Here is a 26,540-nt window from a genome sequence, read left to right as displayed (position 1 = left end):
GCCGCTGATGGCTCAACCGGCCTTCATCCTGTTGAAGGTTTCAGTGAGGGCGCGGTCCTGTTCTTCTGTCAGCGGCTTCGGAGTCCACAGGCGTTTCATCTGGTCATCGGTGGGATAGACTGCCGAGTTGGCCAGAACGTCCGGATTGAGGAAGGCCTTGGAGGCAAGGTTCGCGTTGGCATAGTTGGTGAAGTTGGTGCACTTGGCGATGACCTCGGGCTCCATCATGTAGTTGAGGAAGGTGTGGGCATTTTCCACGTTCTTGGCATCCGCCGGGATACAGAACACGTCGAACCAGGCGGGCGCGCCGGTCTTCGGCACGGAATACGCGAGATTGATCTTGACGCCCGCCTCGGCGGCGCGCGCCTTGGCCGTGGAATAATCGCCGGACCAGTTGTTGGCGACGCAGAGTTCGGAGTTGGGCAGTGCGTTGAGATAGTTCGTGCTGTCGAAAGTGCGCACGGTGGAGCGGATTTTCTTGAAGGCCTCGACGACGGCATCCATGTCCGCGGGCGCATAGACGTTGCGCGGCTTGCCGAGATAATCGAGCAGCAGCATGATGGTGTCCGTCGGTTCATCAAGCCATGAGATGCCGCAGTCGGAGAGCTTTTGGGCGAGTTCCGGCTTCATCACGAGGTCCATCGAGTCAAGGTCGGCATCGGGGATGCGTTCCTTCACCATGTCCACATTGTAGGTGAAGCCGACGGAGCCCCACATGTAGGGCATGGAATACTGGATGCCGGGATCGAAGCCTTCGAGGATGTTGAGGATGACCGGATCGAGGTTCTTCCAGTTGGGCAGCTTGGACCTGTCGATCTTCTGGTAAATCTTGGCGGCCACGAAACGCGACAGGCTGATACCCGCCATGTCGACCACGTCATAGCCCGTGCTTCCGGCCAGCATCTTGGCCTGCATCTCGTCGGTCGAGCTGTAGGTGTCGTAGGTCACGGCGATGCCTGTGGCCTTCTGGAAATCCTCAATGGTCGTTTCGCCGATGTAGTCGGCCCAGTTGTAGACGTTGAGGATCTTGTCTTCGGCCCGGGCACGCTGGACGAAGGGCATGGCGAGAAGCGTGCTGCTGCCCGCCAGTTGAAGAGCCTTGCGGCGATTGAGAGTCATGGGTGTTTCCTTTCCCTGTCGTTTCTCATTGGTGTTTTCTCATTCTAGTCACGTCACTTGCTGTTGCACCAGCGGTTCGCCGAGCTTGCGGCGCACCCACTGCTGGAAGTTGAAAACGTCGAATTCCTGCGGCATCAGCGTGCCGTGTTCGAAGTGCGCGTTGCGCAAGCCGCGCTGGTTCATCTCGCTGGCCGCGCCATCCTCGCGGATCACGGTCATGGCGAAATCGACGACATTGGAGAGATCGAAGCCAGGTGCGGCGAGAGTCTCCGCCGGAAAGAGCCATTCGGCGGTGAGTTCGGTTTCCTCCGGCGAGAGGGCTCGCACGGTGACTGCGCGGACGTAGTCCACATGGGCGACGACATACATGGTGGGCAGCAGGGTGACGAAGGTAAAGGCTGCGGTGCGCTGCGCCTCGCTGAGGTCGGCAAATTCCGGACCACAGGGCAGGCCATTGCGCGTCCACGTGCGGGCACCTTCCTTCAATGGCGAGGCGGGTGCATCGCCCGGAGTCCAGCCTGGCGTCTCGGCATTGCTCATCACGCCCTTGCCGTAGACGGGGACCATGTCGCACAGGCTCGGATGAATGCCCGGGCAGTGCAGGCATTCGTTGTAATTCTCCCAGAAGACCTTCCAGTTGCAGTTCAGCACGGTCGTTTCGCGGTGGCCGGTGAGAAGCGTTTCCATCGGCCAGTTGGCGAGGGCGGTCGCTCCCATGTCGGGGGCCGCGGCGAAATCCGGGGGATCCTGTGCGAGGCAGACGAAGATGAAACCGTTCCACAGTTTCACATGGGCGGAGAGCAGATTGTGTGCTGACTTGTCGAAGCCCGGTGTTTCCGGAACATGGGGAATGCGGGCGAGGCGGCCCGTGAGGTCGTAGCCCCACTCGTGATAGGGGCAGGAGATCAGCTTCGCCTTCAGGCGCTGTTCGGGCTGCAGGCAGATTTCCGAGCCGCGATGACGGCAGGTGTTGTGGAAGCAGCGCACTGTTCCCGCCTCGTCCTTCACCAGCATCAGGTTCTGACCCGCCACCTCGACGCGGCGCAGCGTGAGTTTGGGCAGGTCGTTGACGCGGCCAACATAGGTCCAGCTTGTGGCCTGGATGGCCGCGCGTTCGCGGGTGAAATGCGCGGCATCGGTGTACCAGCGGGCGGGAAGGGCAGGCGGGCAGAAGCCAAGGATCGGGGACGCGGGATGATAGGTGCGAGGGTGATCCATGGTCATGCCTCCATCAAAACAGCCCTGGCGGTGTGGCGCGCCGGCGCGGAGGATTGAAGAATTGCCGGGGAACGACCGACGCTCTCACCATCAGCTTGTGATACTCCAACTCGCGCGGCGCGTAGATTTCCACCCAGAGGTTGTTGGATTTCTCCGCGTGGTATGGACGTCGCAGCATGGCGAGGGCGATGTTGCGCTTTGTCGTCGGAGACCACAAGGCCGCGGTGATGTGGCCCACCTCATGTTTCCGGTTATAGTAGACCAGGGCGTGTTCGGCCTCCACATTGCCGTCGATGTCCAGCCCCACGAATGCCCATGGCGTGCGTCCCGCGTCGCGTTCCCGCTTCAGCGCGGCGCGTCCGTTGAAAGGGCCCTTGTCGAAATCGATCATCCAGTCGAGGCCCATGTCGAAGGGCGAACGGGTGCGGTCCGGGCGGAGTGCCGTGGTGGCGCTGATGAAATCCATGTTGGCGATCATGAAGCCCGCCTCGATGCGGGCCATGTTGAGCGCCGTCGTGCCGATGGGACGGAGGCCGTGCAGCGCGCCGGCCGTCATCAGGTGGTCCCAGAGATCGAGGGCGTTGGCCGGTGATGTCCAGAGTTCGTAGCCCAGATCGGCCGTGAAGCCGGTGCGGGAGATCATCACCTTGCCGGATGTGCCGAAGCGGTAGTCCGCCAACTGGAACGGCTTCAGCATCTTGGCGCCGTCGAAGCCCGCGCCGGCCAGGATGGCATAGGCGCAAGGCCCTTGCAGGGAGAGCGCGGCAATGTCCTCGCTGACGTCGCTCACGTTCACGTTGAAGCCGATGGCGCTGTCGCGGAGCCAGGGCAGATGACGCTCCTGGCAGCACAGGCGATAGCGGCCGGACATGAGGTGGAAGAGGGTGCCGTCGTCGATGAGTTTGCCGGCATCGTCGCACCATGCCGTGTAGTGGACGTGACCTGGCTGCAGCTTCTCCACGTTGCGCAGCGTGAGGCGGTTGAGGAAGCGCACGGCATCGGGGCCGGTGATGTCGTACTTCACCATCGGACTGAGGTCGTAGAGGCCAGCCTGGTTGCGGATGGCGGTGTACTCCATGGAGTCATCGCCGAAGTTCAGCGACGTGGTGTAGCCCGCCCAAGGCGCCCAGGCATTCAGGCGATTGGCGGCCGCCGTGCGGGCATGGAAGGGCGTGGTCTGCAGCGGCCGGCGGAAATGGAGGTGGGCGTTCTTCATGGCGCACCTGCCTTGGCGAGCGCTGCTCCGGCGGCATTCCAGCCTGCACTGCCATTCACGCCTCCGCCCGGATGCATGGCGGCGCTGGCGAGGTAGAGACCGCGCAGGGGCGTTGCATATTGTGCCAGGCCGATGGCCGGCCGGAGAAACAGCATCTGTTCGACCGACAGCTCCGCGTGGTGCCACTGGCCTCCGGGTGCGCCGTGGCGTTCCGCGATGTCGTGCGGCGTCATCACCTCTGCTGCCGTCACCTGCTTTCCGATGCCGGGGGCATATCGTTCCAACTGGTCCATGATGGCCTTGAGGAAGGCGGGTTTCCCTTTTGCCCAGCCCATGCGCAAATCATGGGGCGCAAATTGAACGAGTGCCGACAGTGTGGGTGCGCCGCTCTCCGGATCGGGGGCGAAGGCGTGGGGAAGCACTATCTCCATCACGGGCTCGGGGGAGAATGCGCCGTATTTGACGGCGTTGAAAGCGCGCTCCACGGCGCTGACCGAGGGCGCGATGACGAGGCGGCTGCGATGGCCCGCTCCACGGAAATCAGGCACCTCGGAGAGAGTGAGGTTCAGCCGTGCCGTGGTGCCGCGGCTGCGGATGTTCCGCACGCGGCGCACCACGCCGGTATCGAATTGCGGCGCTCCCGCCAGCGAAAGCAGTGTGCTGGCGGGATGCAGTGCTGAGACCACCAATCCGGAAGTGAGCACCTCTCCCGATGCCAGCGTGACGGACTGCACCCGCTCGGCGTCGGCGGATATGCGCGTCACGGCACTGTTGCACCGGATGGTGACGCCTGCCGCAGCCACGGCTTTATGAAGCGCAGTGGTGATCGCCGCCATGCCACCGCGCGGCAGAGCGAGCGCAGCCTGGCGTCCCGCCACCTGCCCAGAGATGCGATGGTAGAGACCGAGCAGGGAATTGGGAGAACGCGGGCCGGCGTGATGTCCGAGCACCGTATCGAAGGCGAGCACGCCCTTCAGCCGGTCATCGGTGAGTTCATCGTCGAGAACATCGGCAACGTTGATGAGCATCAGGCGCATGAATTCGCGCAGGTTGTCGCGGCCCATGCGGCGGATCGCGAGGCCATGCCTCAGTGCCTCCCACAGCGGCAGCCCGTGATCGCGAGCGAGGCGTGGCGGAGGCATCTGCTTGAAGGGCACGAGAAGGGCGGCATTGCGGAGCAGGGTGGTGCGGAGTGCCTTCCATGCCGCATGATCCTCCACAGACAGCGAACCATCCACCGTTTCGGCAAAGGGTCCCTTGAGGACGAGATGATCGCCGGAGGCCGATAAGGCTGTGGTGGAGACATTCTGTTCCACCCAGTCCAGGCCATGCGCGGAAAGTGCGAAGGCCTTCTCGATCCGCGCATCGATTCCCGTGCAGAGATGGGCGAGCGCTGCCATGCCGCCCGTCGCGGGGGCGGATTCCAGCAGGGTTACGTTCGCGCCCGCCTGCGCAAGGCGGCCCGCTGCGGCGAGACCGTTGATGCCGCCTCCGATGACGATGGCATCAGAGGACGGCATAAGCATCTCCCATGCCGGATGATTTCCTCAGTGTGCGGAGGATTTCCGCGGCGGCGTTGCGGCCGGGTGCCCCCATCACGCCTCCCCCCGGATGTGTGGAAGAGCCACACATCCACAGCCCGTCGATGGGGGAGCGGTATTGTGCGTAGCCGGGCACGGGACGGTTAAAGAGCAATTGGTCGAAGGTGAGTTCGCCCTGAAAAATGTTGCCCTCGGTGAGACCCACTTCCGCTTCGAGTTCGCGGGGCGTGCGCACTTCGGCGTGGAGCACGAGGTTCTTGAAGCCCGGTGAATATGCTTCGATCTGGTTCAGCACCGTTTGGCCGAATGCGTCGCGGTCGGCGTCTGACCAGTCGCGGCCTTCGATTTTGGGTGGCGCATATTGCACGAAGCAGCTCATGAAGTGCTTGCCCGGCGGGGTCATGGTGGGATCGGTCGTCGTCGGGATCATCATGTCGAGGAAGGGATCGCGCGAGAAGCGGCCCTCCTTCCAGTCGTCGTAGGCCAGTTCGAGACGTTCGATCGAGTCGGTGAAATGCATGTCGCCCCTGATGCAGGGCGAATCCTCCGGCAGCGCAGGAAAGCGCGGCAGCGCATCAAGGGCGATGTTCACCTTGCCGGATGAGCCCCTTATCTTGAAGCGCTTCACGCTCTTCACGAATGCGGAAGGCAGGTCGCGTTCATCCACGTGCTTCAGGAAGGTGCGCTTCACATCCATGTTGGAGATGACGAGGGGCGCGGTGAACGTGTCGCCATTGGCGAGTGCAACACCGGTCGCGCGGCCATTGCTCACAAGGATCTTCTCCACGCCGGAACCGGTTCGGACTTCGCCGCCTGCCGCCTTGAACGAGGCCATCAAGGCCTGGGTGATGGCGCCCATGCCGCCCCGCGCAAAGCCCCATGCGCCAATGTTGCCGTCCACATCGCCCATGTAGTGATGCAGCAACACGTAGGCGGAGCCGGGTGACATGGGGCCAAGGGCCGTTCCGATGATGGAGGACACCGCGAGGTAGGCCTTGATCACCGGGCTTTCAAAATACTCGTCCAGGAAATCCGAGATGCTCATGGTCCAGAAACGGATCATGGCGGAGATGTCTTCTTCCGGCATGTCGAAGATCTTGCGGCCGATGTAAGCCATCTCGGAGAGGTCGCGCGGTTTCAGCGAGGTGGGATCGGGGGGCGTGCGGAGCAGGAGGGGCCGGATGAAGCGGCAGTGACGCAGCACGTCGCGGGCATAGCGGTCGTAGCTCTCCGCGTCGTGGGCAGAAAAGCGCGCGAACTCGCGGCGGTTTGCGTCGTGATCGCGGTACATGGCGAGATAACCGCCATCCTGGGTGAAGACCGCGCCGCCTTCATAGGGAAGGATTTGCAGCCCGTGCTTCGGCAGCTCCAGTTCGCGCATGATCTCCGGCCGGAGCAGAGAGGAGACGTAGGAGCAGTTGGAATAGGTGAAGGCGGGATAGAGCGAGCGGGAAACGGCAGCACCGCCCACCCAGTCGTTCTTCTCCACCACCAGCGTCTTCACGCCCGCCTTTGCGAGATAGCAGGCCGTGACGAGGCCGTTGTGGCCTCCCCCAACGATGATGGCGTCGTGGCGGCTCACGAGGCGCGGCGCTCCTCTTCCACCTGCTCCAGCGTCAGATCGACGGATGTTTCGAAGGCGCGCAGCGTGTCGGCGAGGCAGGATTGATCGTGGGCCTCGCACATGAACAGCGGTTCGCGGGAGTCCGGTTCCACGATGATGTTGTTGTCCTGCATGTGACGGGCGAGCTTGTCGTAGAAACTGTAATCGGACTTCTTCCAGGCACGGTAGTCGTTGGGCGGCTGTGGCGCGAAGAACAACCCGAACATGGAGGGGTGGCCGGAGAAGGAGTGCACGATGCCACGCCGGTCGAGGATCTGCTTCATGCCGGACTTCAGGCTCTCGCCATAGGCGGCGAGTGTGGCGAGGGCCGGTGTTTCGTCCAAGATCTGCAGGCAGCGTTCCGCGGCGGCCATGGAAACGGAGTGCGCCGTGTAGGTTCCGCCATGGGCTGCGCCGCCCGGCCGGAAGGTGCGCATCACCTCTTCGCGCCCGCCGATGGCGGCGATGGGATAGCCGTTGGCCATGGCCTTGGCGAAGGTGCAGATGTCCGGCTTCACGTTGTGCAGGGACTGGATACCGCCCTTGGCAACGCGGAAACCCGTCTTCACCTCGTCGATGATGAGGAGCACGCCGTATTGATCGCAGAGGCGACGGGCGAGTTGCACGAATTCCGTCGTGGCCGAAATGGCGCAGCAGTTGCCCATCATCGGTTCGATCAGCATGGCAGCGATGCCGTCTCCGTGCCTCTTGAAGACGTCTTCAAGTCGCTGGGCATTGTTCATGGGCGTGAGGTGAACGAGTTCGCGGGTCGCCTGCGGGATGCCGCGGGAGTAGGGCACCTTCACCGGCTCAACACCGCTGTTGGGGTCCCAGGCATCCATGTTGGCCATCCACATGGCGGCATCGAAGAGGCCGTGATAGGCGCCTTCGATGAGGATGTAGCTGTCGCGGCCGGTGTAGGCGCGGGCGAGGCGGAGTGCGGCCATCACTGCTTCGGTGCCGCTGTTGGAGTAGCGCACCAGTTCCACCGACGGCACCATCTTGGCCATGCGTTCGGCGACGATGAACTCCCGTTCTGTGGAGAGCGCGAAGACCCCACCCACCTCCATGCCCTTGCGGGCGGCTTCATCGACGCGCTCATCGGCGTAGCCGAGAATCGCCGGGCCGTAGCCCAGGCGGTAGTCGACGTAGCAATTGTCATCCATGTCCCAGGTGCGGCCACCCTTGCCGTGCTTCACGTAGATCGTGCGGTCCTCGCCCCAGTAGCGGAAGGTTGACGCCACGCCGAGCGGCAGGCGCGTGATCGCCTTCTTGAAATGGGCGTTCGACTTGGAGAGATCGCGGGTGTTGCGCAGGGTCATGATTTGAAACGCTTTCCTGGTTTGGCAACCGCCCGGCAGGCCACGGACACAGACCGGTAGATCGCTTGACAGAAGGCTGCCATGATTTTGACTGAACTGTCAATCAACTGAAAAACGCCGTTGTGTTTCAAGCGCCTTGTGGTATCGAAGCGCGGGATCAGAAGCGAGTCGAGCCAGATGCAGACAGCCCCGAAGTCGGCGAACGTGGTGCCCCTCCAGCGCAAAATCAGCCGCGAAGTCCGCCAGCAGCAACTCATCGCCGCGACCATGCGGGTGTTGTCGCGCAAGGGCTATGCACAGACGACGCTTTCGGATGTGGCGGCGGAAGCGGGCGTTTCGCACGGGCTCGTCAATTTCCATTTCGAGTCGAAGGAGAAACTGCTCAGCGCCACGCTGCTGTTCATGGCGGAGGAGTACCGGCAGAACTGGCAGAAGGCACTGGCCGCGGCAGGACCGCGCGCGGCAGACCGCCTGGCGGCGCTGATGGCGGCCGACTTCAATGACGACATCTGCACGCAGGAGCGCATTGCCTGCTGGTGCTCCTTCTGGGGCGAAGTGCAGAGCCGGCCCATCTACCAGCAGGAATGCAACGCCAACGACGACCGCTACATCGCGCAACTCGAAGGCATCTGCGGCGACCTGATCGCGGATGGTGGCTACGCCCTGGATGCGGTGCGCACTGCACGGGCCTTGCGCTTCACCAGTGAAGGCCTGTGGAACGACATGCTCTCGATGAACAAGCCCTACACGCGCGATGAAGCATTGAAGACGCTGTTTGCGCTTGCCACCGTTTTCTTCCCCCGGCACTTCACGCCGGAGGGGCCCATCACGGCCTAGGCTTCTGGCCGCGCAGATGGGTGGGGCAGTGCTCACCTGAATCCAGCACGGGAATCATGTTGCGCCAGATCGTGGCGTTGTGATCCACGAACATCTGTCCGAGGCTTGCCACCGCTTCGGCATAGAGCGGGCCTGTGAGCGCATCCAGTTCCTGCCGTGCCCTTTCGCGGTACCAGGCGTTGCGGCTGGCAATGACAATGTTGGTGAAGCCTGCATTCTCCAGCGCGTCCCGGTAGCGCGCAGGCGAGGCCATGCCGAAATCGAGTCCCTCGGAGGCGATGTAGTCTTTCATCATCGGGCTTGGCTCATCATCATGACCGATGAGCCAATCGGAAGCGACGAACCATCCGCCCGGTTTCAGCACACGGAAGACATCCACCATCAGCGTGTGCTTGTCGGGGATGTGAACGATCGAGTCCTTGCTGAAAACAATGTCGAACATAGTCGGTGCAAAGGGCAGGGGGCCGGGCGCTACCTTCACGGCGCCGATGCGATCGGCAACGCCGTGCTTTGCGGCATGGGAGCGGGCAGCGGCGAGCACCGTGTCTTCCACATCGATGCCGCAGACATAGGCCGCCCCGAACTCCTTCACCAACTGCACATCAATGCCGCCAGCGCCGCAGCCGATGTCGAGAACCGTCTTTCCGCGAAGATCCATCTTGTCCAGCAGGCGGCGCACTTCGTCGGGGCCGCCGGGAGAGAGCCATCCGTCGCCCCATAGGCGTTCGAGGATGCCAATCATCCGGTCATGATAGAGTTCGCCGCCCGCGCTGTTGCCCATGCCGACATTCCTTTTTCGGCACACTAGACCTGCCCATTCCGCGCTGCCAAGACGCGTCAAAATGCCAGAAGCGGCAAATGCTGCTTGCAAAGCGGCACGGCGAACGGCTATGGCGGTTGCGGGCTAGCCCTCCCCAACGGGGGCCGGTCCATCTGTAAGGATGGAGCAACATGACAGATCTGACACCGGCAGTGCGGCCGGCAAACGCACATTTTTCTTCCGGCCCCTGCGCGAAAATCCCAGGCTGGACCCCCGACAAACTCAAGAACGCATTGACGGGCCGCTCGCACCGATCCGGCGAGGGCAAGAAGCGGCTGAAGCGTGCCATCGACCTGACACGGGACATTCTGGGCGTTCCCGCGGACTACAAGATCGGCATCGTGCCGGCATCGGATACGGGTGCGGTGGAAATGGCATTGTGGTCGCTGCTCGGCCCGCGCGGTGTGGACATGCTGGCCTGGGAGAGCTTCGGCGAAGGCTGGGTTTCAGACGTCATCAAGCAACTGAAGCTGCCCGACGTGCGCAAGATGATCGCCCCCTACGGTGAATTGCCGGACTTGACGAAAGTCGATTTCAGCCGCGACGTGGTGTTCACCTGGAACGGAACGACGTCGGGTGTGCGCGTCGTCGATGCATCCTGGATTCCGGCGGACCGTGAAGGCCTCACCATCTGTGATGCGACCTCTTCTGCCTTCGCGCAGGAGATGGATTTTTCCAAACTCGATGTGGTGACATTCTCCTGGCAGAAGGTGCTGGGCGGCGAGGGCGCACATGGCGTGCTCATTCTCAGCCCGCGCGCCGTGGCCCGCCTCGAAAGCTATTCGCCGCCGTGGCCGATGCCCAAGATCTTCCGCCTGACCTCCGGCGGCAAGCTGATTGCCGGCATCTTCGAAGGCGAGACCATCAACACGCCCTCCATGCTGTGCGTGGAAGATTATGTTGTCGCGCTGGAATGGGCGCAATCGATCGGCGGACTGAAGGGCCTGCGCGCGCGGGCTGACGCCAATGCGGCGATGATCGGCCGGTGGATTGATGAGCGGGCCTTCGCCCATCACCTCGCCAGGGTTCGGGCGACGCGCTCCAACACATCGGTGTGCTTCACACTCGATGGCAGTGAAGACGTGCCGAAGAAGATGGTGAAGATGCTGGAGGCCGAGAAGGCCGCCTATGACATCGGCGGTTATCGCGACGCGCCTCCGGGCTTGCGCATCTGGTGCGGCGCCACGGTCGAGACATCGGACCTGGAAAAGCTGCTGCCGTGGCTGGACTGGGCCTACGCCAAGGCGACGGCCTGACTTCGATTCATCATCACGATTCAATTCCTCTGGAGAAGCAAAATGGCTCCCCGCGTCCTCGTATCCGACAAACTTTCCGAAGCTGCCGTGAAGATCTTTCAGGATCGCGGCATCGAGGTGGACTACAAGCCTGATCTTGGCAAGGACAAGGATGCGCTGCTTGCGGCCATTCCCGACTATGACGGTCTCGCCATCCGCTCTGCCACCAAGGTCACACCGAAGATTCTGGCCGCTGCATCGCGGCTCAAGGTGATCGGGCGGGCCGGCATCGGCGTTGACAATGTGGATATTCCCGCCGCCAGCCAGCGCGGCATCGTTGTCATGAACACGCCTTTCGGCAACGCCATCACCACGGCGGAGCATGCCATTTCCATGATGATGGCGCTGGCCCGGCAGATTCCGGAGGCGAACGCTTCCACGCATGCGGGCAAGTGGGAGAAGAACCGCTTCATGGGCGTGGAGTTGTTCAACAAGACGTTGGGCGTGATCGGCTGTGGCAACATCGGCTCCATCGTGGCCGACCGCGCCATCGGCCTGAAGATGAAGGTCATCGCGTTCGATCCCTTCCTTTCGCCCGAGCGGGCGCTCGATCTTGGCGTGGAGAAGGTTGAGCTTGATGACATTTTCCGCCGGTCGGATTTCATCACGCTGCACACGCCGCTCACCGAGAAGACCCGCAACATCGTCAATGCGGAGTCGCTGGCGAAATGCCGGAAGGGCGTGCGCATCATCAATTGCGCCCGTGGCGGCCTTGTGAATGAAGACGCGCTCTACGAAGCGCTGAAGAGCAAGCAGGTCGCGGGCGCGGCACTCGATGTGTTTGAAGTCGAACCGGCGACCAGCCATCCACTTTTCGGTTTGGAGAATGTCGTGGCCACACCGCATCTCGGCGCGTCCACCAACGAGGCGCAGGAGAATGTGGCGCTTCAGGTCGCCGAGCAGATGGCGGATTTCCTGGTGACGGGCGCCGTCACCAACGCACTCAACATGCCGTCGATCTCCGCCGATGAAGCGCCACGGCTGCGTCCCTTCGTGGAGCTTGCCAACAAGCTTGGCATGTTTGCCGGACAGTTGACCGATGCGGCGATCACCGATGTCATCATCGAATATGCCGGCGACGTGGGTGAGATGAACACGCGGGCGCTGACCTCGGCGGCACTCGCAGGCGTGCTGCAGGCGCAGCTCGGAGCGATCAACATGGTTTCCGCGCCTATCGCCGCCAAGGAGCGCGGCATCAAGGTGGATGAAGTGCGGCAGACACAGCGCGGCGCCTACGGCACCTACATCCGCCTCACTGTGAAGAGTGGCGTGTATGAACGGTCCGTCGCCGGCACCGTGTTCTCGGATGGCAAGCCGCGCATCATCCAGATCAAGGGCATTGATCTTGAATCCGATTTCGGACCGCGCATGCTCTACGTGACGAATACGGATAAGCCCGGCTTCATCGGCTCACTGGGCTCCATTTTCGGCAGCAATGGCGTGAACATCGCCTCGTTCCATCTGGGCCGCGCTGCCCCGGGCGGTGACGCGATCTGCCTCGTGGAAATCGATGGCGAGGTGACGGAGTCGTTGCTGAAAGCCGTGCAGGCCATTCCGCAGGTGCGGCAGGCCAAGCCGCTGGTGTTCTGAGCAAACGCAAAAGGGCCCGGCGAATGAGCCGGGCCCTTTGCATTGTTGAACTTCCGATCAGGGGGCGGGCGGCGGCGGTGCCATACCTGCCATGGCCGAAACATCGATGCCGTTCACCAGCACCTTGCCGGGTTGCGTCATGTCGATGGCCCAGACCATGCTGCCGTCGGCTTCCGCCTTGCCGAAGCCCTTGAAGGCCACGAGGCCGCCCATGGCCTGCTGCGCCGATGGATCGCTGGCCGCAGCGGCCTGAACCTTGGCGAGCACATCATCGAGGCCCTTCATGTGCAGCGTCGCGGTGCCTGTGGGCAATCCGGCGAAATTCACGGTGAAGGCACCTTCGTAGGTGAGGCTGTAGGTGGCAGAAGAAATCTCGCCGCCGGCAAAGGAAATGTTCATGCTGTTCTTCGGCGCAAAGGCCGCGAGATAGGCGGGCTCCGATCCGGCGGGGATAGGCGGTTCCTTCGACAGGTCGGCTTGCGCCACGAACAGCTTCACCGGCGCTTCAAGATCGACACCGCTTGCCGTCACGTCAAACTTGATGGTGTGGGGAATGAGACCATCAGTCCACGGCGGTGCGATGCCCGGCGGAATGGTAAGGCCCGTGACCCCGAAGGCCTCACGCAGCTTGCCATCCTTGCTCACGCCGTTCATGCCCACATTGATGGTGGCCGAAGGAAGCGCAAACTGGCCGATGGCGGTGGCCACGGCGGTATCGGTCATCGTGCCGGCACTCTCGACGGATTCCCACAGCGGCAGGGCGGCCAGCACCTTGTCCTTCAGCTGCTGCTGATCCTTGACGATCAGCTCCTTGGACGGATGGGCCACGAACCATGCGATGAGATCGACGACCGCACGCGAGCGGAAACCCTTCACCGTGTTGGTGTAGTCGGTCTTGGCGTTGGTGATCGAATAGTTGAGCGGCGGTGCGTTTCCGCCCGGCGATGCTTCCGTCTTCGCGGCGGAAACGACGCCGGTGATGCTCATGGTGCCGGTGGAGTCCACTGAGCCATCGGGGCGCGGTGTCGCGGTGGAGGTGCCGCTCCAATTGTCATAGACCGAAGCGGTGTTCGTCTTTGCTTGTGAGCCGGGGTCCAACATGGACTGGTTCACGGTAAAGTTCTTCATGGCATAGGTGCTGCTGAGGAACGAGGCCGACGCTTCATCGAACACGCCGCTCCAGGTGACGTCGGCGATCTTTGCGTCAACCGTCGACAAGCCTTCCATGACCCAGCCGAATGCAAATGGACCCTTCTCGGACACGTCCCACTGGCCATTGCCCTTGGGCCGTACTGTGAGCACCAGCGGATCAATCGCCACCTTCACGCCGGGCTGACCCATTTTCGCGAAGTAAGGTGCCGCATTCAGCGTGACGATGTAGTCATCGCCCTGTGGGACAACCGTGACCACGCCCGGCTCGCTGCCGAAGTAGGTTTGCAGGCTCGTGGTGATGCGGCCGGCCTCGTCCGCCGTGGCTGCGGCAAGCGCTGCGCTGCTGGCGGTGGCGAGGAAAAATGATGCGGCAATGATGCGGCGATTCAACATGGACTTTCTTTCTTGATTTGCCCCTGCACCCAACAGACCAACTCCGGAGCGGCGCGTCAACGGGCGAAATACGTTAATTTTTGCCCGTTTACGCCGTTTACAATTCGCGTCAACGCCATGGCCGCGCCATTGTTCCGCCACGAGTCGTGTCTGTGACTATGCTCCCAGATGCGACAGCTCAGGAGACACACATGCGTCTGGCCCTTTCCGGATTCTTTCTCGCCACCACCTTCCTCGTTCCCGCGTTTGCGGCGGATTTTACGGTCCCCTCCCATATCGACCGCGTGACGGTCTATCCCCAGGGGGCTGATGTGACGCGCATTGCCGATGTGGTTCTGCCGGCGGGCGAGCATCGCATCATCCTCGCCGATCTTCCGGCGACGATTGATCCGCGCTCCATCCGCGTCGAAGGCGAAGGTTCCAGCCCGCTGGAGATCGCCTCCGTCGACACCAAGAGCGAATATGTCAACGAGACGGCGCGGGATTCTGAACGCAAGGCCATCGACCAGCAGATCACGGCGCTGACCGACGAACGCTCGATGCTCGACCAGGTGATTGCCGATGCCACCCAACAGCGCAATTTTCTCGTAAGCCTTTCCGAGAAACAGATTGTTCCGCAGTCTTCCACCGAAACGGTGAAGGGCATTGATGTGACACAGCTCGGCGGCCTGCTGGACCTCGTGGGCACGCGCCTCGCGGCCTTGGGCAAGACGGCGCAGGACGCGCAGATCCGGCAACGGGCGATCGACACGCAGGTCTCCGAACTCAACGCCAAACTGGACGCGCTTTCGCCGCAAGACAGCTACCGCACGCAGACGATCATCAATGTGGCCGCGACGGCTGAAATGAAGGGGCAGATTCGGGTGAGCTACCGCCTTCAGGAAGCCGGCTGGGCTCCTTATTACGATGCGCGCCTTGCCACATCGGACACCGGGCCTGCGAAGCTGGAGGTGGTGCGCCGCGCCGAGGTGACGCAAAATACATCCGAGATGTGGGACAATGTTTCCCTCACGCTTTCCACGACGCGGCCCACCGGAACGACGGCAGCACCGGTCCTCGATGAAGAGGAGGTGACGCCGCAGTTGGTCTATGACGCGCGCAAGGACGGCGATGCGGCCAATCTCGCTCCTGCTGCTCCGACTGCCAGCATGGAAGAGCAAGCGATGAACGACGAACTCGGAGCTGTGGGCGGCACAGTGCAGGTGAAGAAGGCGAAGGCAGACAAGGCTCTATTGCAGCGGCAGGCATCTGTAGAACTGGCGGGCTTTCAGGCCAACTTCATCATTCCCGGCCGTGTTTCGGTGGACAACAGCGGACAGGCAAAGAAGGTTCGGATTTCCAGTGATGAGCTGGACGCGAAGCTGGTGATCGAGACTGTGCCCCGCGTTGATTCCAGCGCCTATCTCACCGCCTCCTTCACGGTAAAGGGCGATGGCCCGCTGCTGCCGGGCGCTGCCAATCTCTATCGTGACGGTGTGTTCGTGGGACAGGGCGCGCTGCCGCTGCTCACGGCGGGAGAGGAGGCCACCCTCGGCTTCGGCGTCGATGACATGGTGAGGGTCGAGCGCAAGGAAGTGAAGAAGTCCGTGGGCGAAGAGGGCATCCTCACATCGTCCAACGTGCAGGAACGCGCCTGGGACATCTCGGTCAAAAACCTGCACAAGGGCAAGATGGCCATTCATGTGCTGGACCGCATGCCCTTCTCGGCCACCGAAAAGATCGAGGTGGAGACGCTCGCCGGCATGACGGCGCCCACCGAGAAGGACTACAAGAAGAAGCGCGGCGTGCTGTCGTGGTCCTTCGATCTTGAACCTGCGGCGGAAAACGTCATCAAGACCGGCTATCGCATCACCTGGCCGCAGGACATGCAGATCGGCCAGTCCGAATAACTTTGAAACGATTGCTGTGCACCGGGCGGCTTGCAGCTTCCCGGTGTCCACTGCGCAAACTGCCGCGCACGCTGCATTCGTTTGGCTGTTGCGCAGGCGGGAATTTGGAGTCAATCTCTCTCATGTGGGAAGCCGCCAGCGGCGATGACTTCCACGTTTTGCCGCTCTCGGCCCCTCTCTGACAACATGAGTAATGGGAGGCATGAGCCATGGAAAACACAAACGGCAGACGAGAAATGGGTCCGCGACTGATCGCCATCGTGGGCCCCTACCAGAGCGGCAAGACCACTCTTCTGGAAGCCATGCTGTTTCGCACCGGTGCCATCACGCGCCAGGGCAAGGCGGCCGATCACTCGATGGCCGGTGACGCCAGTGCTGAAGCGCGCGCCCATGCCATGGGCGTTGAACTGAATGTGGCCGGCGCCACCTTCATGGACGACCAATTCACCTTCGTGGATTGTCCCGGCTCCGTCGAATTCACGTCCGAGTCGCGCGCGGCCCTTCCGGCCTGTGATGCGGCGATCGTGGTGTGCGATGCGGATGCAAAGAAGGCTCCGGCCCTGCAACTCATTCTCCGGCAACTGGACGAGATTGGCCTGCCGCGCATCATCTTCCTCAACAAGATCGACCGCGCCGAAGCGAGTCCGCGCGATGTGCTGGCATGGATGCAGCCCGCGTCCGCCAAACCCCTCGTTCTGCGCCAGCTTCCCATCTGGAAGAACGATGTCGTCGCGGGCTACGTCGATCTGGCGCTGGAACGCGCCTATGTATACCGCGAACTGGCGGAGAGTCAGGTTGTCGAGATGACCGCCGATCTTGCGGCGATGGAGAAGCAGGAGCGCTTTGCGCTGCTGGAGAGCCTCGCCGACCACGATGACGAATTGATGGAGCAATTGCTGGCGGACATGGAGCCGCCCAAGGATCGCGTGTTCGCCGATCTCTCGCGCGATGTGGCGGAGGGCCATGTGACGCCCGTGCTGTTCGGCTCGGCCGAGCATGGCAACGGCATCGGCCGATTGCTCAAGTCGCTCCGACATGATGTGCGCGGCGTATCCGCCGTGGCGGACCGGCTGGGCGTGAAGGCGGGCAAGGACGTCACGGCGCAGGTGCTCAAGACCTTCTACACGCCGCAAGGCGGCAAGCTCTCACTGGTGCGTGTGCTGGCGGGCGAACTGGCAGATGGCGCAACGCTCTTCGGCGGCAAGGGCCAGGAGGCGCGCGTTGCCGGCGTTTTTGGCAACAACGGCACGGCGCAGGTGAAGTTGCCGAAGGCCGCCGCCGGGCAAACGGTGGCGCTGGGCCGGCTCGAAGGTGTTGCCACGGGCGAGACCGTGTCCACCGCAAAGGGCGTGACGAAGCAGCTTGTGAGCGGAGGTGCTGCTACGGGCGTCTATGGCTTTGCGATCTCTGTTGCCGACCGCAAGGACGAGGTGAAACTCACCGGCGCGGTTCACCGCCTCATCGAAGAGGACCCGTCACTGTCTCTCACCCACGACCACGACACCAGTGAAATGGTGCTGTGGGGCCAGGGCGAGATGCACCTGCGTGTTGCCATCGAGAAGCTGGCCAGCAAGTTCGGCGTTCACGCGCTGTCAAAGCCGCGGCGCATTGCCTACAAGGAAACGATCCGCAAGTCGGTTCAGATCCGGGGCCGGCACAAGAAGCAATCCGGCGGACATGGGCAATATGGCGACGTGGTGGTGGAGATCAAGCCGCTGCCACGGGGCGAGGGCTTCGTGTTCACGGACTCGATCACGGGCGGTGTGGTGCCGAAGCAATACATTCCCGCCGTCGAATCCGGTATCCGCGAATGGATGGGGCACGGGCCGCTGGGCTTCCCGGTGGTGGACTTCACGGTCAACCTGTCGGAAGGCTCGTATCACGACGTGGACTCCTCTGAAATGGCGTTCAAGACGGCGGCGCGCATCGCCATGACGGAAGGCATGCCGCAATGCTCGCCGGTATTGCTCGAACCCGTGCTGGCGGTGGACATCCATTGTCCGAATGAAGCCACGCCGCGCGTGAACCAGATCGTCACAGGTCATCGCGGACAGTTGCTGGGCTTTGACGGGCGCGACGGCTGGGCCGGGTGGGACACGGTGAAGGCGATGATGCCCGAATCCGAGATCGCTTCGCTCATCATCGAGTTGCGTTCGGCCACGGCAGGTGTGGGCACCTTCACCACGCAGTTTGACCACATGGCCGAACTGACAGGCCGTGCGGCGGAGCAGGTGGTGGCGGCCGCAAAGGCGCAGTGACATTGCCGCTGAAAGGCAAACAGGCGGAACATTGTTCCGCCTGTTTCATTTTCGGGTCATGGCGAGATGCGGTGACATCCAGAAGGGCGGCAACCATCCCGCGATGTTGCTGAAGGGCAGGATCTCGGGCTTCAGTTCGATCCCCAACGCGCGGGCCATGAAATCGCGGCGTGCCATGATGCGCGCCCAGGCCTCGGGATAGCCCTTGGCGAAGTCCGTCCGCAGTTTCTCATCGGCCAGTGCGATGCCATCTTCGATGTTGCTCATGAAATAGTCCGTCCCCGTTGCGGGGATGATGTCGCATTGCAATGCCATGCCGGAGACGAGCCTGTGGGTGCTGCCCTTGGTCATTGGCGAATGTACCCATTCATCAAGATGGATGAGATGGCCGGGATTAAGGGAGACGCCGAAGAAGGGATCGCCGATTTGGGCCATGACCGCGTTGCGCACTGCGCCTCCCTCCACGCCGAGGGCCACCGTATCGTACCAGGCTGCGGCGGCGCTGAAATAGGGCGCGACGAGTTTCTCGACGTAGTCCTGAATGCCTGCGGGCAACTCCGACGACTTCTCAACCATGAAACCGGCGCGGCAGTTGAGGGCGCCCATGAGGCCGAAACCCACGACGACGGGATCTCCGTGTTCGATTTTGCGGCCGGTCGGGCTGGGCAGGCCGTATTTCGCACGCGGGCCTGCGCACATGTTGATATGGACCGATTGCGGGTAGCCGTCGATCTCCATGGCGCGCACGGCGTCGTATTCGCGCAGGCCCGGGCGGGCGGCATGAATGAAACGGCGTATGGCATTGGAGGTGCGGGTGGCGGCGGTTTCAAACACTGCCAGTTGCTCCACTTCATTCACGGCGCGCAGTCCGTTCTGGGGGTGCATGAAGAGCAGTGCGGCATTGCTGACGTCTCCGAACTCCTGCAGGGCGCGAACCAGGTAGTGTGGCGCTTCGATCCAGTCCGGATCGAATGTGCCGTCTTCCGATTCAAATCCCTTCCAGCCCGCAAGGCCGATCTTCATGCCCTTGTGCAGGCCTGCGTCGCGCAGTTCATCGCGCAAGGGCCGCATGCTGTCGCGGGGCTGGCCCATGAGGCTGAGGGGTTGCCAGAGCAACCGGTCGAAATCACCAGGGGCACATTCGGTGTAGGGAAAACCTTCGTTGCCCGCAAAAAGCACGGGCTTGCGCGCAGGGGTCACGACCAGCAGCGCCTCTTCGAAACGCGGATCGTAACCCGTGGCCCATGTGATGTTGGCGGTGTGTTCGCGGTCCCCGTAAATCACCAGGGCATCCAGCCCTGCCTCGGCCATGCGCTCGCGCAATCGGCGTATGCGGGCGTCGAAGACCGGGCGGCCGAGTGCCGGTTCGGTGACGGGTTTGCCGAAGTCCGGAAGTTCAACGCGATCGAGCCGTGCCGTGGTCATTTCATGTCTCCCTTGCCCGGCCGCGACCTTAACGAGGCATTTACCCTAATGCAAAGTTGCGGCTCAAAATCGGCCCACGGCAACTGCGGAAGGCAGCGGCATTAAGAGCTTGATGAGGGAACTCCCGCAAGACTGCCATCAGGATTTTGGGGTTTTCGATGCGTAATTTCGTGGGCTGGCGGTACATCATTGCAATCGCCTTGCCTCTGCTGCTGTCGTCGCTGGGTGTCATCTCGTTGACGATGGATCTGTTGAACCAGGTCGCGGGCAACGCCGACCGTGCGGAAGACCAGCGCAACCGTGAAATTGCCGTGCGTCTGCTGAAGAGCGCCGAGAGCGATCTGCTGCGTCTCGTGGGTGAAAATGCGCAGTGGGACGAGGCGGCCTCGCATGTCTATCCATCCATTGACCGCAATTGGCTGTCCTCCACCTGGGGAAGCATCAATTCGCTGGGCCACAGCTATGACCGTGCGGCGGTGTTTGATCCCGTGACCGGTGGGGTGATTGCGTCGGTTGGTGTGGAGCAGGGCAGCACACTGGAATTGCCGGAGTATCTGGGTACGGCCTTCGATGCCCTGAAGAGCCGCTTCTCGCGCTCTGAAACGGCGTCACCACTCTCAAGCTTTGCCGATACGCCCGATGGTCCGGCGATCATCGCGGTGGCACCCATCCGCCGTGACTCAGGCGCATCCGCCAGCGCGCCTCTGCGCTATCTCGCCTTCGTGCGCCTGTTGAACGGGCAGTTCTTTGCCGACAGCCATGGCACCACGCTCATCGACGATCTTCGTACTGTCTCCGCTGGTGGGCAGCGTGATGGCGGTCTCACCGTCAACAGCCTTGCCGGCGATACCGCATTCGGCCTCGTCTGGACGAACGGCCAGCTGGGTGCGGCCGCCACGTCCTATGCGCGGCAGAAGGCAAGTCTCACACTTGGTTTTCTCATTCTGGTGATGACGGGCATCGGCTTCGTGTGCTGGCGCCTGGTGCAGAACCTGGCCGCCAACGAAGAGAAGGCCATGCATCAGGCCCTGCATGACTCGCTGACGGAAATGCCAAATCGCGCTGCGCTGGTGAACAAGTTGAAGGAGCTTCATGCCGCCGGCTCCTTTAACCATGTGGTTGCTTATGCGGACCTGGATGGTTTCAAGGAAGTGAACGACAGTTACGGCCACCATGTCGGCGACCGCCTTTTGCGCGCCGTGGGCGCAGGCATCGGCCGCCTTGCGGCGCATGCCAGAATGGCGAGCCGCATGGGCGGCGACGAATTCGTGGTGCTGTTCGAGGGCGCAACCGCGCAGACGGATGCCGAGAATTTTTCCGGCCTGCTGCTGCAGTTCCTCGCCAAGCCGTTCGATATCGACGGGCGCATTGCCTATGTGGGCGCCAGCATCGGCATTGCCACGTCTGAGGAAAAGGATGGTGATGAGTGCGATATTCTCCGCCGTGCCGACGTGGCGATGTACAAGGCCAAGCTGGAAGGCAAGAACCGCAAGTGCATCTATGACGCCGATTTCGATGTGGAGCGGGCGGAATCGCAGGCAATTGCCGCTGAACTCCGCAGCTTTATCCGCAACCGGGATATGGGCGTGGCGTTCCAGCCTTTCATCTCCACCCGTGATCTGCGCGTCTCCGGCGTGGAGGCCCTGTCGCGCTGGCCCACGTCTTCCACCCGCAAGGTGGCGCCGGACCGCTTCATCGCCGTGGCCGAGTCGGCTGGCCTGATCGACGACCTCGGTGAATTGATGCTCGACCGGGCCTGTGCCGCGGCGCGGGCCTGGCCGGACCTCCGCCTGGCCGTGAACATTTCCGCCGTGCAGTTGAACAACCCGCGCTTCGTGGAGCGCTCTCTCGCCATCATCGAGTCGCACGGCATTGCACCGCGCCGGGTGGAATTTGAAATCACCGAAACATCGCTGATCCGCGATGCCGACCGCGCCAAGGCCGTGTTCAAGGACCTGCAGCGCCACGGCATCAAGGTGGCGCTGGATGATTTCGGCACGGGCTTCTCGTCCATCGGCTATCTCCGCACCTTCAATTTCGACCGCATCAAGATCGACAAGTCGATCATCAGCAAGGTTCTGTCCAATCCTGCCGAACTGGCCATCGTGCAGGGCACGTTGCTGGTGGCGCGCGGCCTTTCCGCCGATGTGACGGCAGAGGGCGTGGAGAAGCCGGAAGAGGTGGCCGTGCTGAAACTGGCGGGCTGCACCGAACTTCAGGGGCATCATTTCTACAAGGCCATGGAGGCTGCCGATGTGACGGCGCTGCTGGAAGGCCGTCGCGCCCGCGAAGCCGCCCGCAAGCAGGCCTGAGGCAGTCCCAACAAAAAGGCCGGTGCGAAGACCGGCCTGTGATCAATGGGATCGAGTTGTCTCCCGTTCGGCGGGGAGCCCTGATACGCAGGGGATCGGACGCGGCCACTGGGGAGGTGAGCGGCGCCGGACACCTGTGACTATCCGTATTTGCGGGTGCGCCTGCAAGACGGGGCGCGGGCAAGCCAGCCATGAGCGGCGCGCATGTGAGGGGCGGCGCACGGCCCGGGATTCCTGCTATGGGGCCAGCATGACGTCTGAGCATATCGCCGCCCTTGCCGCCTTCTGCTTTGTCACGGCCATCTCGCCGGGGCCCAACAACATCATGCTCATGGCGTCCGGCGTGAACTATGGCGTGCGCCGCACCCTGCCGCATGTGGCGGGGATCGTGGTGGGCTGGCCGCTGATGGTGTTGCTGGTGGGATTGGGGCTGGGCCAGGTGTTTGAGCTGTTTCCCGGTGCCTACACGGCGCTCAAGCTCATCAGCGGCGCCTACATGCTGTGGCTCGCCTGGAAGATTGCAACGGCTGTGCCGAAGCAAGGTGACGGCGCGGGGGAGGGGAAACCTATGGGCTTCATCGGGGCGGCGCTGTTCCAGTGGGTCAACGGCAAGGCGTGGATCATGGCCGTCTCGTCCATTGCTGCCTTCACGCTCACCTCGGATTACATGCTCAGTGTGGCTGCAATCGTGGCCGTGTTCTTCGTCATGAGCATTGTCAGTTCGACGAGCTGGACGGTGTTTGGCGCAGGCTTGCGGCAGGTTCTGACGGACCCCCGCTATTTCCGAGCCATCAACATAGTGCTGGCCCTGTCGCTCCTGGCGTCGCTGTGGCCGATGCTGCGGCACTGAGGCTCAGAGAGCGGCGATTTCCTCGGCCTTCTTCACCAGCACTTCTGCCTGGCGGATGGAAGCGTAGTCGATGAGGCGGCCATCGAGCGAAACGGCGCCCTTGCCCTGCGCTTCCGCCTCCTTCATGGCGGCGATGATGCGGCGGGCCTGGGCCACGTCCTTTTCCGACGGCGAGAACACTTCGTTGCCGAGTGCCACTTGCGATGGGTGGATCGCCCATTTACCTTCGCAGCCGAGAACAGCGGCGCGGCGCGCGGCGGAGCGATAACCGTCGGCATCGGAAAAATTGCCGAAGGGACCATCCACGGCACGAAGGCCATTGGCACGGGCCGCCACCACCATGCGCGAGATGGCGTAGTGCCACATGTCACCCCAATGGGTGTCGCGCGTGCCCGCCTCGTTGGCGTCGGTGAGCACCGCATAATCGGGATTGGCGCCACCGATCGAGGTTGTGCGGGCGCGGGTGGAGGCAGCATAGTCGGCGACGCCGAAGTGCAGCGATTCATTGCGCGGGCTTGCGGCCGCAATCTCGTGGATGTTCTGCATGCCCAGCGCCGTCTCGATGATGAGTTCGAAGCCGACGCGCTTCTTGCGGCCCATGGCGGTCTCGATCTGCGTTACCAGCATATCGACGGCGTAGACATCCGCCGCTGTGCCCACTTTCGGGATCATGATGAGATCGAGGCGGCCGGAGCATTGCTCCAGCACGTCTACCACATCACGGTACATGAAGTGCGTGTCGAGGCCATTGATGCGTACGGCCAGCGTCTTGGTACCCCAGTCCACATCGCCGATCGCCTGAATGATGTTCTTGCGGGCCTGCGGCTTGTCATCCGGGGCCACCGCATCCTCGAGGTCGAGGAAGATCACGTCGGCTGCGGATTTCGCGGCCTTCTCGAACAGCTTGGCATTGGAGCCCGGCACGGCGAGTTCGCTGCGGTTCAGGCGGTTGGGTGCGAGGGTGATGGTTTTGAATGACATGATCGTTCAAACCTAGCACCCTTTCGCATGTGCGAAATAGGCGGAAAGTGGGGTGCTTTTCGGGAGCGGACGTGGCTATAAACGGCTCTCAGAGGAGACCCCCATGCGCGCCATCCTACTCTCTGCCGTTTTTGCCACTTCGCTGTTTTCAGTCGTCCACGCCGATGGCGTCATGTCGCTTGCAGGCTCGGAGTGGGGCGAGGGCAGCGACACCGGGAAATTCGCGGTGATGGTGAAGTTCGAGCCGGGCAACAAGGTCTGGGGCACGCTGGGCTGCAACCGCTTCACCGGCACCTATGCGCAGGATGATTTCAGGCTGAGCTTCGGACCGCTGGCGACGACACGCATGGCATGTCCGCCCGCCAACATGAAGACCGAACAACGCGTGAGTGCAGCGCTCACCGCTACCCACGAAGCCGACATCAGTCATCTCAAGCTGGTGCTGAAAGACGCCAAGGGCGCAATGCTGTTGACACTGCAGCGGCGGGATTTTGACTGAGCAGTGTCCAGCAGTTGTGCGGGTTCGTTCCAATGCAACATTTTTCAATCGTCACATCCCACTCACGCAATGCCATGTTCGCAGCTCAGACACGCGTGACACTCTGCAAAGACGTGTCGGGCATTAGACCAGAAGCTATTTTGCCTTGGGAAACTGTTGGTCAAATTTGCTGACGCGGCTGGTGCCGGGTCGGCCTATCCCGGGCGTCTTGCTTCCAAAGCCACTGGCGTTCCACTCCGGATCATAGTGTGTGATCAGCGCGAACTCCGCCGCGAAGACCCACCATTCACTGTCGAATACCAAGTATCTGCATTCGATATCGTTGAGAGAAATATTTTTGCGGCCCGCGATCTTGGTGCAATGTTCGCTTAGCCGCGACCGCAATGTGCGCTTGCTGCTTGTTGTCCCGCGCGATGCCTTGCCAATATACACCAGATGCCTCTTCAAATAGAGAGCGTAGATACCACTGGTGTTGGGGCCTGCTGTCTTTGACAACGGAAGAAGTGGGCTGCTTTCAAGTTTTTCGACAACTTGACTCTTGATGCCAAGGTCCAAGTCGAACTGAAAATAGTGTGGATCGCCCGAAAGATTTGGGGTGGCCTGACCACTTGAAGGCTTGTTCATCACGTATTCCGCAGTCGTTTTGCGATGTCCGCCGCAACCACCTTCGCCAGCTTTACGGGTACCGCGTTCCCGAGTTGCCGCATTGATTCCGTCCAACTGCCTCCAAAGAGGTATGAATCAGGAAAAGTTTGCAGACGGGCAGATTCCCTCACGGTGAAGTACCGTACGGAACCATCTGACTTCACCAGCATGTTCTCTCCGCCAGGCACCCCGTGCACACCTGCTTTTAGCGTTTTCGCCGGTTCATCAAGCGGACTGCCCGTGTGACCAGGATATGATCGTGCGCCAGCCTGATGTTTGTGATTGGAGATTTGGCATTCGCCCAGTTCAGGGTTTGGTAAGTCACAAATTGCGTCACGTGTTGTGACCCATGGTTTTCCATTGGGCTTTTCTTCCATCCGGGTTGCGTATACCATCTCCCGTGCAGAATGAATGCGATCCGCATGCTTGATCCGGTGCTTGTCCCAATATGAATGATCGCGGCATTTTGCCCAAATCAGTGCCTCAGAGGAATGTGAAGGCTTGGGTGGTGACCAACTGATCTCCAGATCGGACCTGAACCCAACGAACATTACCCGTTCCCGCCTCTGGGGCACACCGTAGTCGGCTGCGTTCAGGGAGAAAAAGATGACGCGGTACTCCTCCGAATCCTTGGGCCTGCCCAACTCGTGCTGTTGAAGCCGCGCCAAGTGCCCGGCCCAGTCCTCGGTCGTCTTCTTGTGAAGGCTTGGGTATTTCAGTTGCAGTTCGACGTATGACACATAGGTGGCAAACGATTGTCGCGTGAGTCCCTTTACGTTCTCAAAGAGAAACGCTTGCGGCCTTGCTTCTCGCACCGCACGAACAGCTTCCGGCCACATGTCACGTCTATCTTCATGCGCACGGTGCTTCCCACCCATCGAGAAAGGCTGACAGGGCGGTCCTCCGGAAATCAATGCCACCTTTCCACAGAAAGAAAGATAGCTCAGGCTTCGCACATCCTTCTCCTCGGGCATTGGCCAGCCGTGAAGGGGACGACCGCGTTGCTTGTTCAAACGCAAGTTCTCGCAACTCCAATGATCCCACTCGGCAATCATGACAGGTTTGAAACCTGCCTGACCAACCCCGAGGCCCAATCCTCCTGCTCCGGCGAAGAGCTCAATTGCTTGCACGTCCATCCCCCAAGAAAGCGCATATGACGTTCTTTAATTGTTCCTTCTTATCAATTTCACATTCCCAGACAACCAGAATTTTCCATCCCATCGCCTTCAGTTTGCGCATGGTCCTGCGGTCCCGCCGCCTGTTCTCCGTCAGTTTTGGAAGCCAGAACTCTAGATTGGATTTCGGCAGTCGAGCCAACTTGCACCTCTTGGATGCGTGGCGATGCCAGAAGCAGCCATGGACAAACACTACTGCCTTGTGGCGTGGTAATATGATGTCCGGTCGTCCGGGCAAATCATTGTGACGCAGCGAATAGCGATAGCCGAGAGACCAGATCAATTTCCGAACCGCAACCTCCGCGCCCGTGTTGCGCGACTTCACCAATCTCATTCTTTCGCTGCGTTCTTGATTGGTCAGTGTGTCGGCCATGGACTGGGCTGGATTGTTGCCTTTCGC

Annotated in this window: 21 protein-coding genes; 8 read left to right on the top strand and 13 right to left on the bottom strand. The window is 61.8% G+C overall.

The annotated features are described in order from the left end of the window. Window positions 1-12 precede the first annotated feature (12 nt). Genes IPM06_01790 through IPM06_01765 form a run of 6 tightly spaced genes read right to left on the bottom strand, consistent with a single transcriptional unit; the run spans window position 13 to window position 8,019 of the window. The gene (locus IPM06_01790; GenBank protein MBK8769143.1) at window positions 13-1,119 is read right to left on the bottom strand and encodes a polyamine ABC transporter substrate-binding protein; all 1,107 of its coding nucleotides are present in this window, start codon (window positions 1,117-1,119) and stop codon (window positions 13-15) included. 48 nt (window positions 1,120-1,167) lie between these two features. After that, window positions 1,168-2,337, bottom strand: a complete 1,170-nt coding sequence (locus IPM06_01785; protein ID MBK8769142.1) for an aromatic ring-hydroxylating dioxygenase subunit alpha — start codon at window positions 2,335-2,337, stop codon at window positions 1,168-1,170. A 13-nt stretch (window positions 2,338-2,350) separates the two neighbouring features. Beyond that, window positions 2,351-3,553 carry an aminomethyl transferase family protein gene (locus tag IPM06_01780; protein MBK8769141.1) on the bottom strand — a complete coding sequence of 401 codons (1,203 nt, stop codon included), beginning with the start codon at window positions 3,551-3,553 and terminating at the stop codon, window positions 2,351-2,353. Further along, window positions 3,550-5,073: an NAD(P)/FAD-dependent oxidoreductase gene (locus IPM06_01775; GenBank protein ID MBK8769140.1), complete on the bottom strand. Its 1,524-nt coding sequence runs from the start codon at window positions 5,071-5,073 to the stop codon at window positions 3,550-3,552. The genes IPM06_01780 and IPM06_01775 overlap by 4 nt, the downstream gene beginning before the upstream one ends. After that, window positions 5,060-6,676, bottom strand: a complete 1,617-nt coding sequence (locus IPM06_01770; protein MBK8769139.1) for an NAD(P)/FAD-dependent oxidoreductase — start codon at window positions 6,674-6,676, stop codon at window positions 5,060-5,062. Before IPM06_01770 ends, IPM06_01775 begins: the two co-directional genes overlap by 14 nt. Next, window positions 6,673-8,019, bottom strand: coding sequence for an aspartate aminotransferase family protein (locus IPM06_01765; protein MBK8769138.1), 1,347 nt, complete (start codon window positions 8,017-8,019; stop codon window positions 6,673-6,675). The genes IPM06_01770 and IPM06_01765 overlap by 4 nt, the downstream gene beginning before the upstream one ends. Window positions 8,020-8,196: 177 nt before the next feature. Between IPM06_01765 and IPM06_01760 the strand changes: the two genes are divergently transcribed. Beyond that, entirely contained in the window at window positions 8,197-8,856 is a 660-nt protein-coding gene (locus IPM06_01760) for a TetR/AcrR family transcriptional regulator (protein ID MBK8769137.1), read from the top strand. Here IPM06_01760 and IPM06_01755 read toward each other — a convergent pair. Beyond that, a complete protein-coding gene (locus IPM06_01755) occupies window positions 8,846-9,637 on the bottom strand; it encodes a methyltransferase domain-containing protein (GenBank protein MBK8769136.1) in 792 nt (263 codons plus the stop codon). The genes IPM06_01760 and IPM06_01755 overlap by 11 nt on opposite strands. A 170-nt stretch (window positions 9,638-9,807) precedes the next feature. Between IPM06_01755 and IPM06_01750 the strand changes: the two genes are divergently transcribed. Next, window positions 9,808-10,932, top strand: coding sequence for a phosphoserine transaminase (locus tag IPM06_01750; GenBank protein ID MBK8769135.1), 1,125 nt, complete (start codon window positions 9,808-9,810; stop codon window positions 10,930-10,932). A 42-nt stretch (window positions 10,933-10,974) separates the two neighbouring features. Beyond that, a complete protein-coding gene (locus IPM06_01745; protein ID MBK8769134.1) occupies window positions 10,975-12,561 on the top strand; it encodes a phosphoglycerate dehydrogenase in 1,587 nt (528 codons plus the stop codon). A gap of 57 nt (window positions 12,562-12,618) precedes the next feature. Here the strand turns inward: IPM06_01745 and IPM06_01740 are convergent, their stop codons facing one another. Beyond that, window positions 12,619-14,106: a DUF2125 domain-containing protein gene (locus IPM06_01740; GenBank protein MBK8769133.1), complete on the bottom strand. Its 1,488-nt coding sequence runs from the start codon at window positions 14,104-14,106 to the stop codon at window positions 12,619-12,621. A 191-nt stretch (window positions 14,107-14,297) separates the two neighbouring features. Here IPM06_01740 and IPM06_01735 point away from each other — a divergent pair, with 191 nt between their 5' ends. Both IPM06_01735 and IPM06_01730 read left to right on the top strand, forming a co-directional pair. Further along, on the top strand, window positions 14,298-15,995 hold the full coding sequence (locus tag IPM06_01735) for a mucoidy inhibitor MuiA family protein (GenBank protein ID MBK8769132.1): 1,698 nt from the start codon (window positions 14,298-14,300) through the stop codon (window positions 15,993-15,995). Between the two features lie 209 nt (window positions 15,996-16,204). Next, window positions 16,205-18,253: an elongation factor G gene (locus tag IPM06_01730; protein MBK8769131.1), complete on the top strand. Its 2,049-nt coding sequence runs from the start codon at window positions 16,205-16,207 to the stop codon at window positions 18,251-18,253. A 45-nt stretch (window positions 18,254-18,298) separates the two neighbouring features. On the opposite strand, the gene IPM06_01725 is transcribed toward IPM06_01730, so the two are convergent. Continuing rightward, complete coding sequence (locus IPM06_01725; GenBank protein MBK8769130.1) at window positions 18,299-19,678, bottom strand: aminopeptidase P family N-terminal domain-containing protein; 1,380 nt, start codon at window positions 19,676-19,678, stop codon at window positions 18,299-18,301. 158 nt (window positions 19,679-19,836) lie between these two features. Here IPM06_01725 and IPM06_01720 point away from each other — a divergent pair, with 158 nt between their 5' ends. Next, the gene (locus IPM06_01720; GenBank protein ID MBK8769129.1) at window positions 19,837-21,990 is read left to right on the top strand and encodes an EAL domain-containing protein; all 2,154 of its coding nucleotides are present in this window, start codon (window positions 19,837-19,839) and stop codon (window positions 21,988-21,990) included. A gap of 250 nt (window positions 21,991-22,240) precedes the next feature. Then, the gene (locus IPM06_01715) at window positions 22,241-22,840 is read left to right on the top strand and encodes a LysE family translocator (protein MBK8769128.1); all 600 of its coding nucleotides are present in this window, start codon (window positions 22,241-22,243) and stop codon (window positions 22,838-22,840) included. A 3-nt stretch (window positions 22,841-22,843) separates the two neighbouring features. Here IPM06_01715 and IPM06_01710 read toward each other — a convergent pair whose 3' ends face one another. After that, entirely contained in the window at window positions 22,844-23,821 is a 978-nt protein-coding gene (locus tag IPM06_01710; GenBank protein MBK8769127.1) for a CoA ester lyase, read from the bottom strand. Between the two features lie 103 nt (window positions 23,822-23,924). Here IPM06_01710 and IPM06_01705 point away from each other — a divergent pair, with 103 nt between their 5' ends. Beyond that, window positions 23,925-24,320 (top strand): META domain-containing protein, encoded by a 396-nt coding sequence (locus tag IPM06_01705; GenBank protein MBK8769126.1) that lies wholly within the window; start codon window positions 23,925-23,927, stop codon window positions 24,318-24,320. Between the two features lie 135 nt (window positions 24,321-24,455). Here IPM06_01705 and IPM06_01700 read toward each other — a convergent pair whose 3' ends face one another. From IPM06_01700 to vsr, 3 genes are read right to left on the bottom strand one after another with little or no spacing between them, the layout of a single operon-like run. Beyond that, window positions 24,456-24,944, bottom strand: a complete 489-nt coding sequence (locus tag IPM06_01700; GenBank protein ID MBK8769125.1) for an Eco29kI family restriction endonuclease — start codon at window positions 24,942-24,944, stop codon at window positions 24,456-24,458. After that, on the bottom strand, window positions 24,944-26,095 hold the full coding sequence (locus IPM06_01695) for a DNA cytosine methyltransferase (protein MBK8769124.1): 1,152 nt from the start codon (window positions 26,093-26,095) through the stop codon (window positions 24,944-24,946). Before IPM06_01695 ends, IPM06_01700 begins: the two co-directional genes overlap by 1 nt. After that, entirely contained in the window at window positions 26,082-26,513 is a 432-nt protein-coding gene (vsr, locus tag IPM06_01690; protein MBK8769123.1) for a DNA mismatch endonuclease Vsr, read from the bottom strand. The genes IPM06_01695 and vsr overlap by 14 nt, the downstream gene beginning before the upstream one ends. Window positions 26,514-26,540 lie beyond the last annotated feature (27 nt).

The organism is Hyphomicrobiales bacterium, from assembly GCA_016710435.1.
Lineage (GTDB): Bacteria > Pseudomonadota > Alphaproteobacteria > Rhizobiales > Aestuariivirgaceae > Aestuariivirga.
The sequence above is the reverse complement of the archived record's forward strand: the minus strand, read 5'-3'. Positions and strand labels throughout refer to the sequence as shown.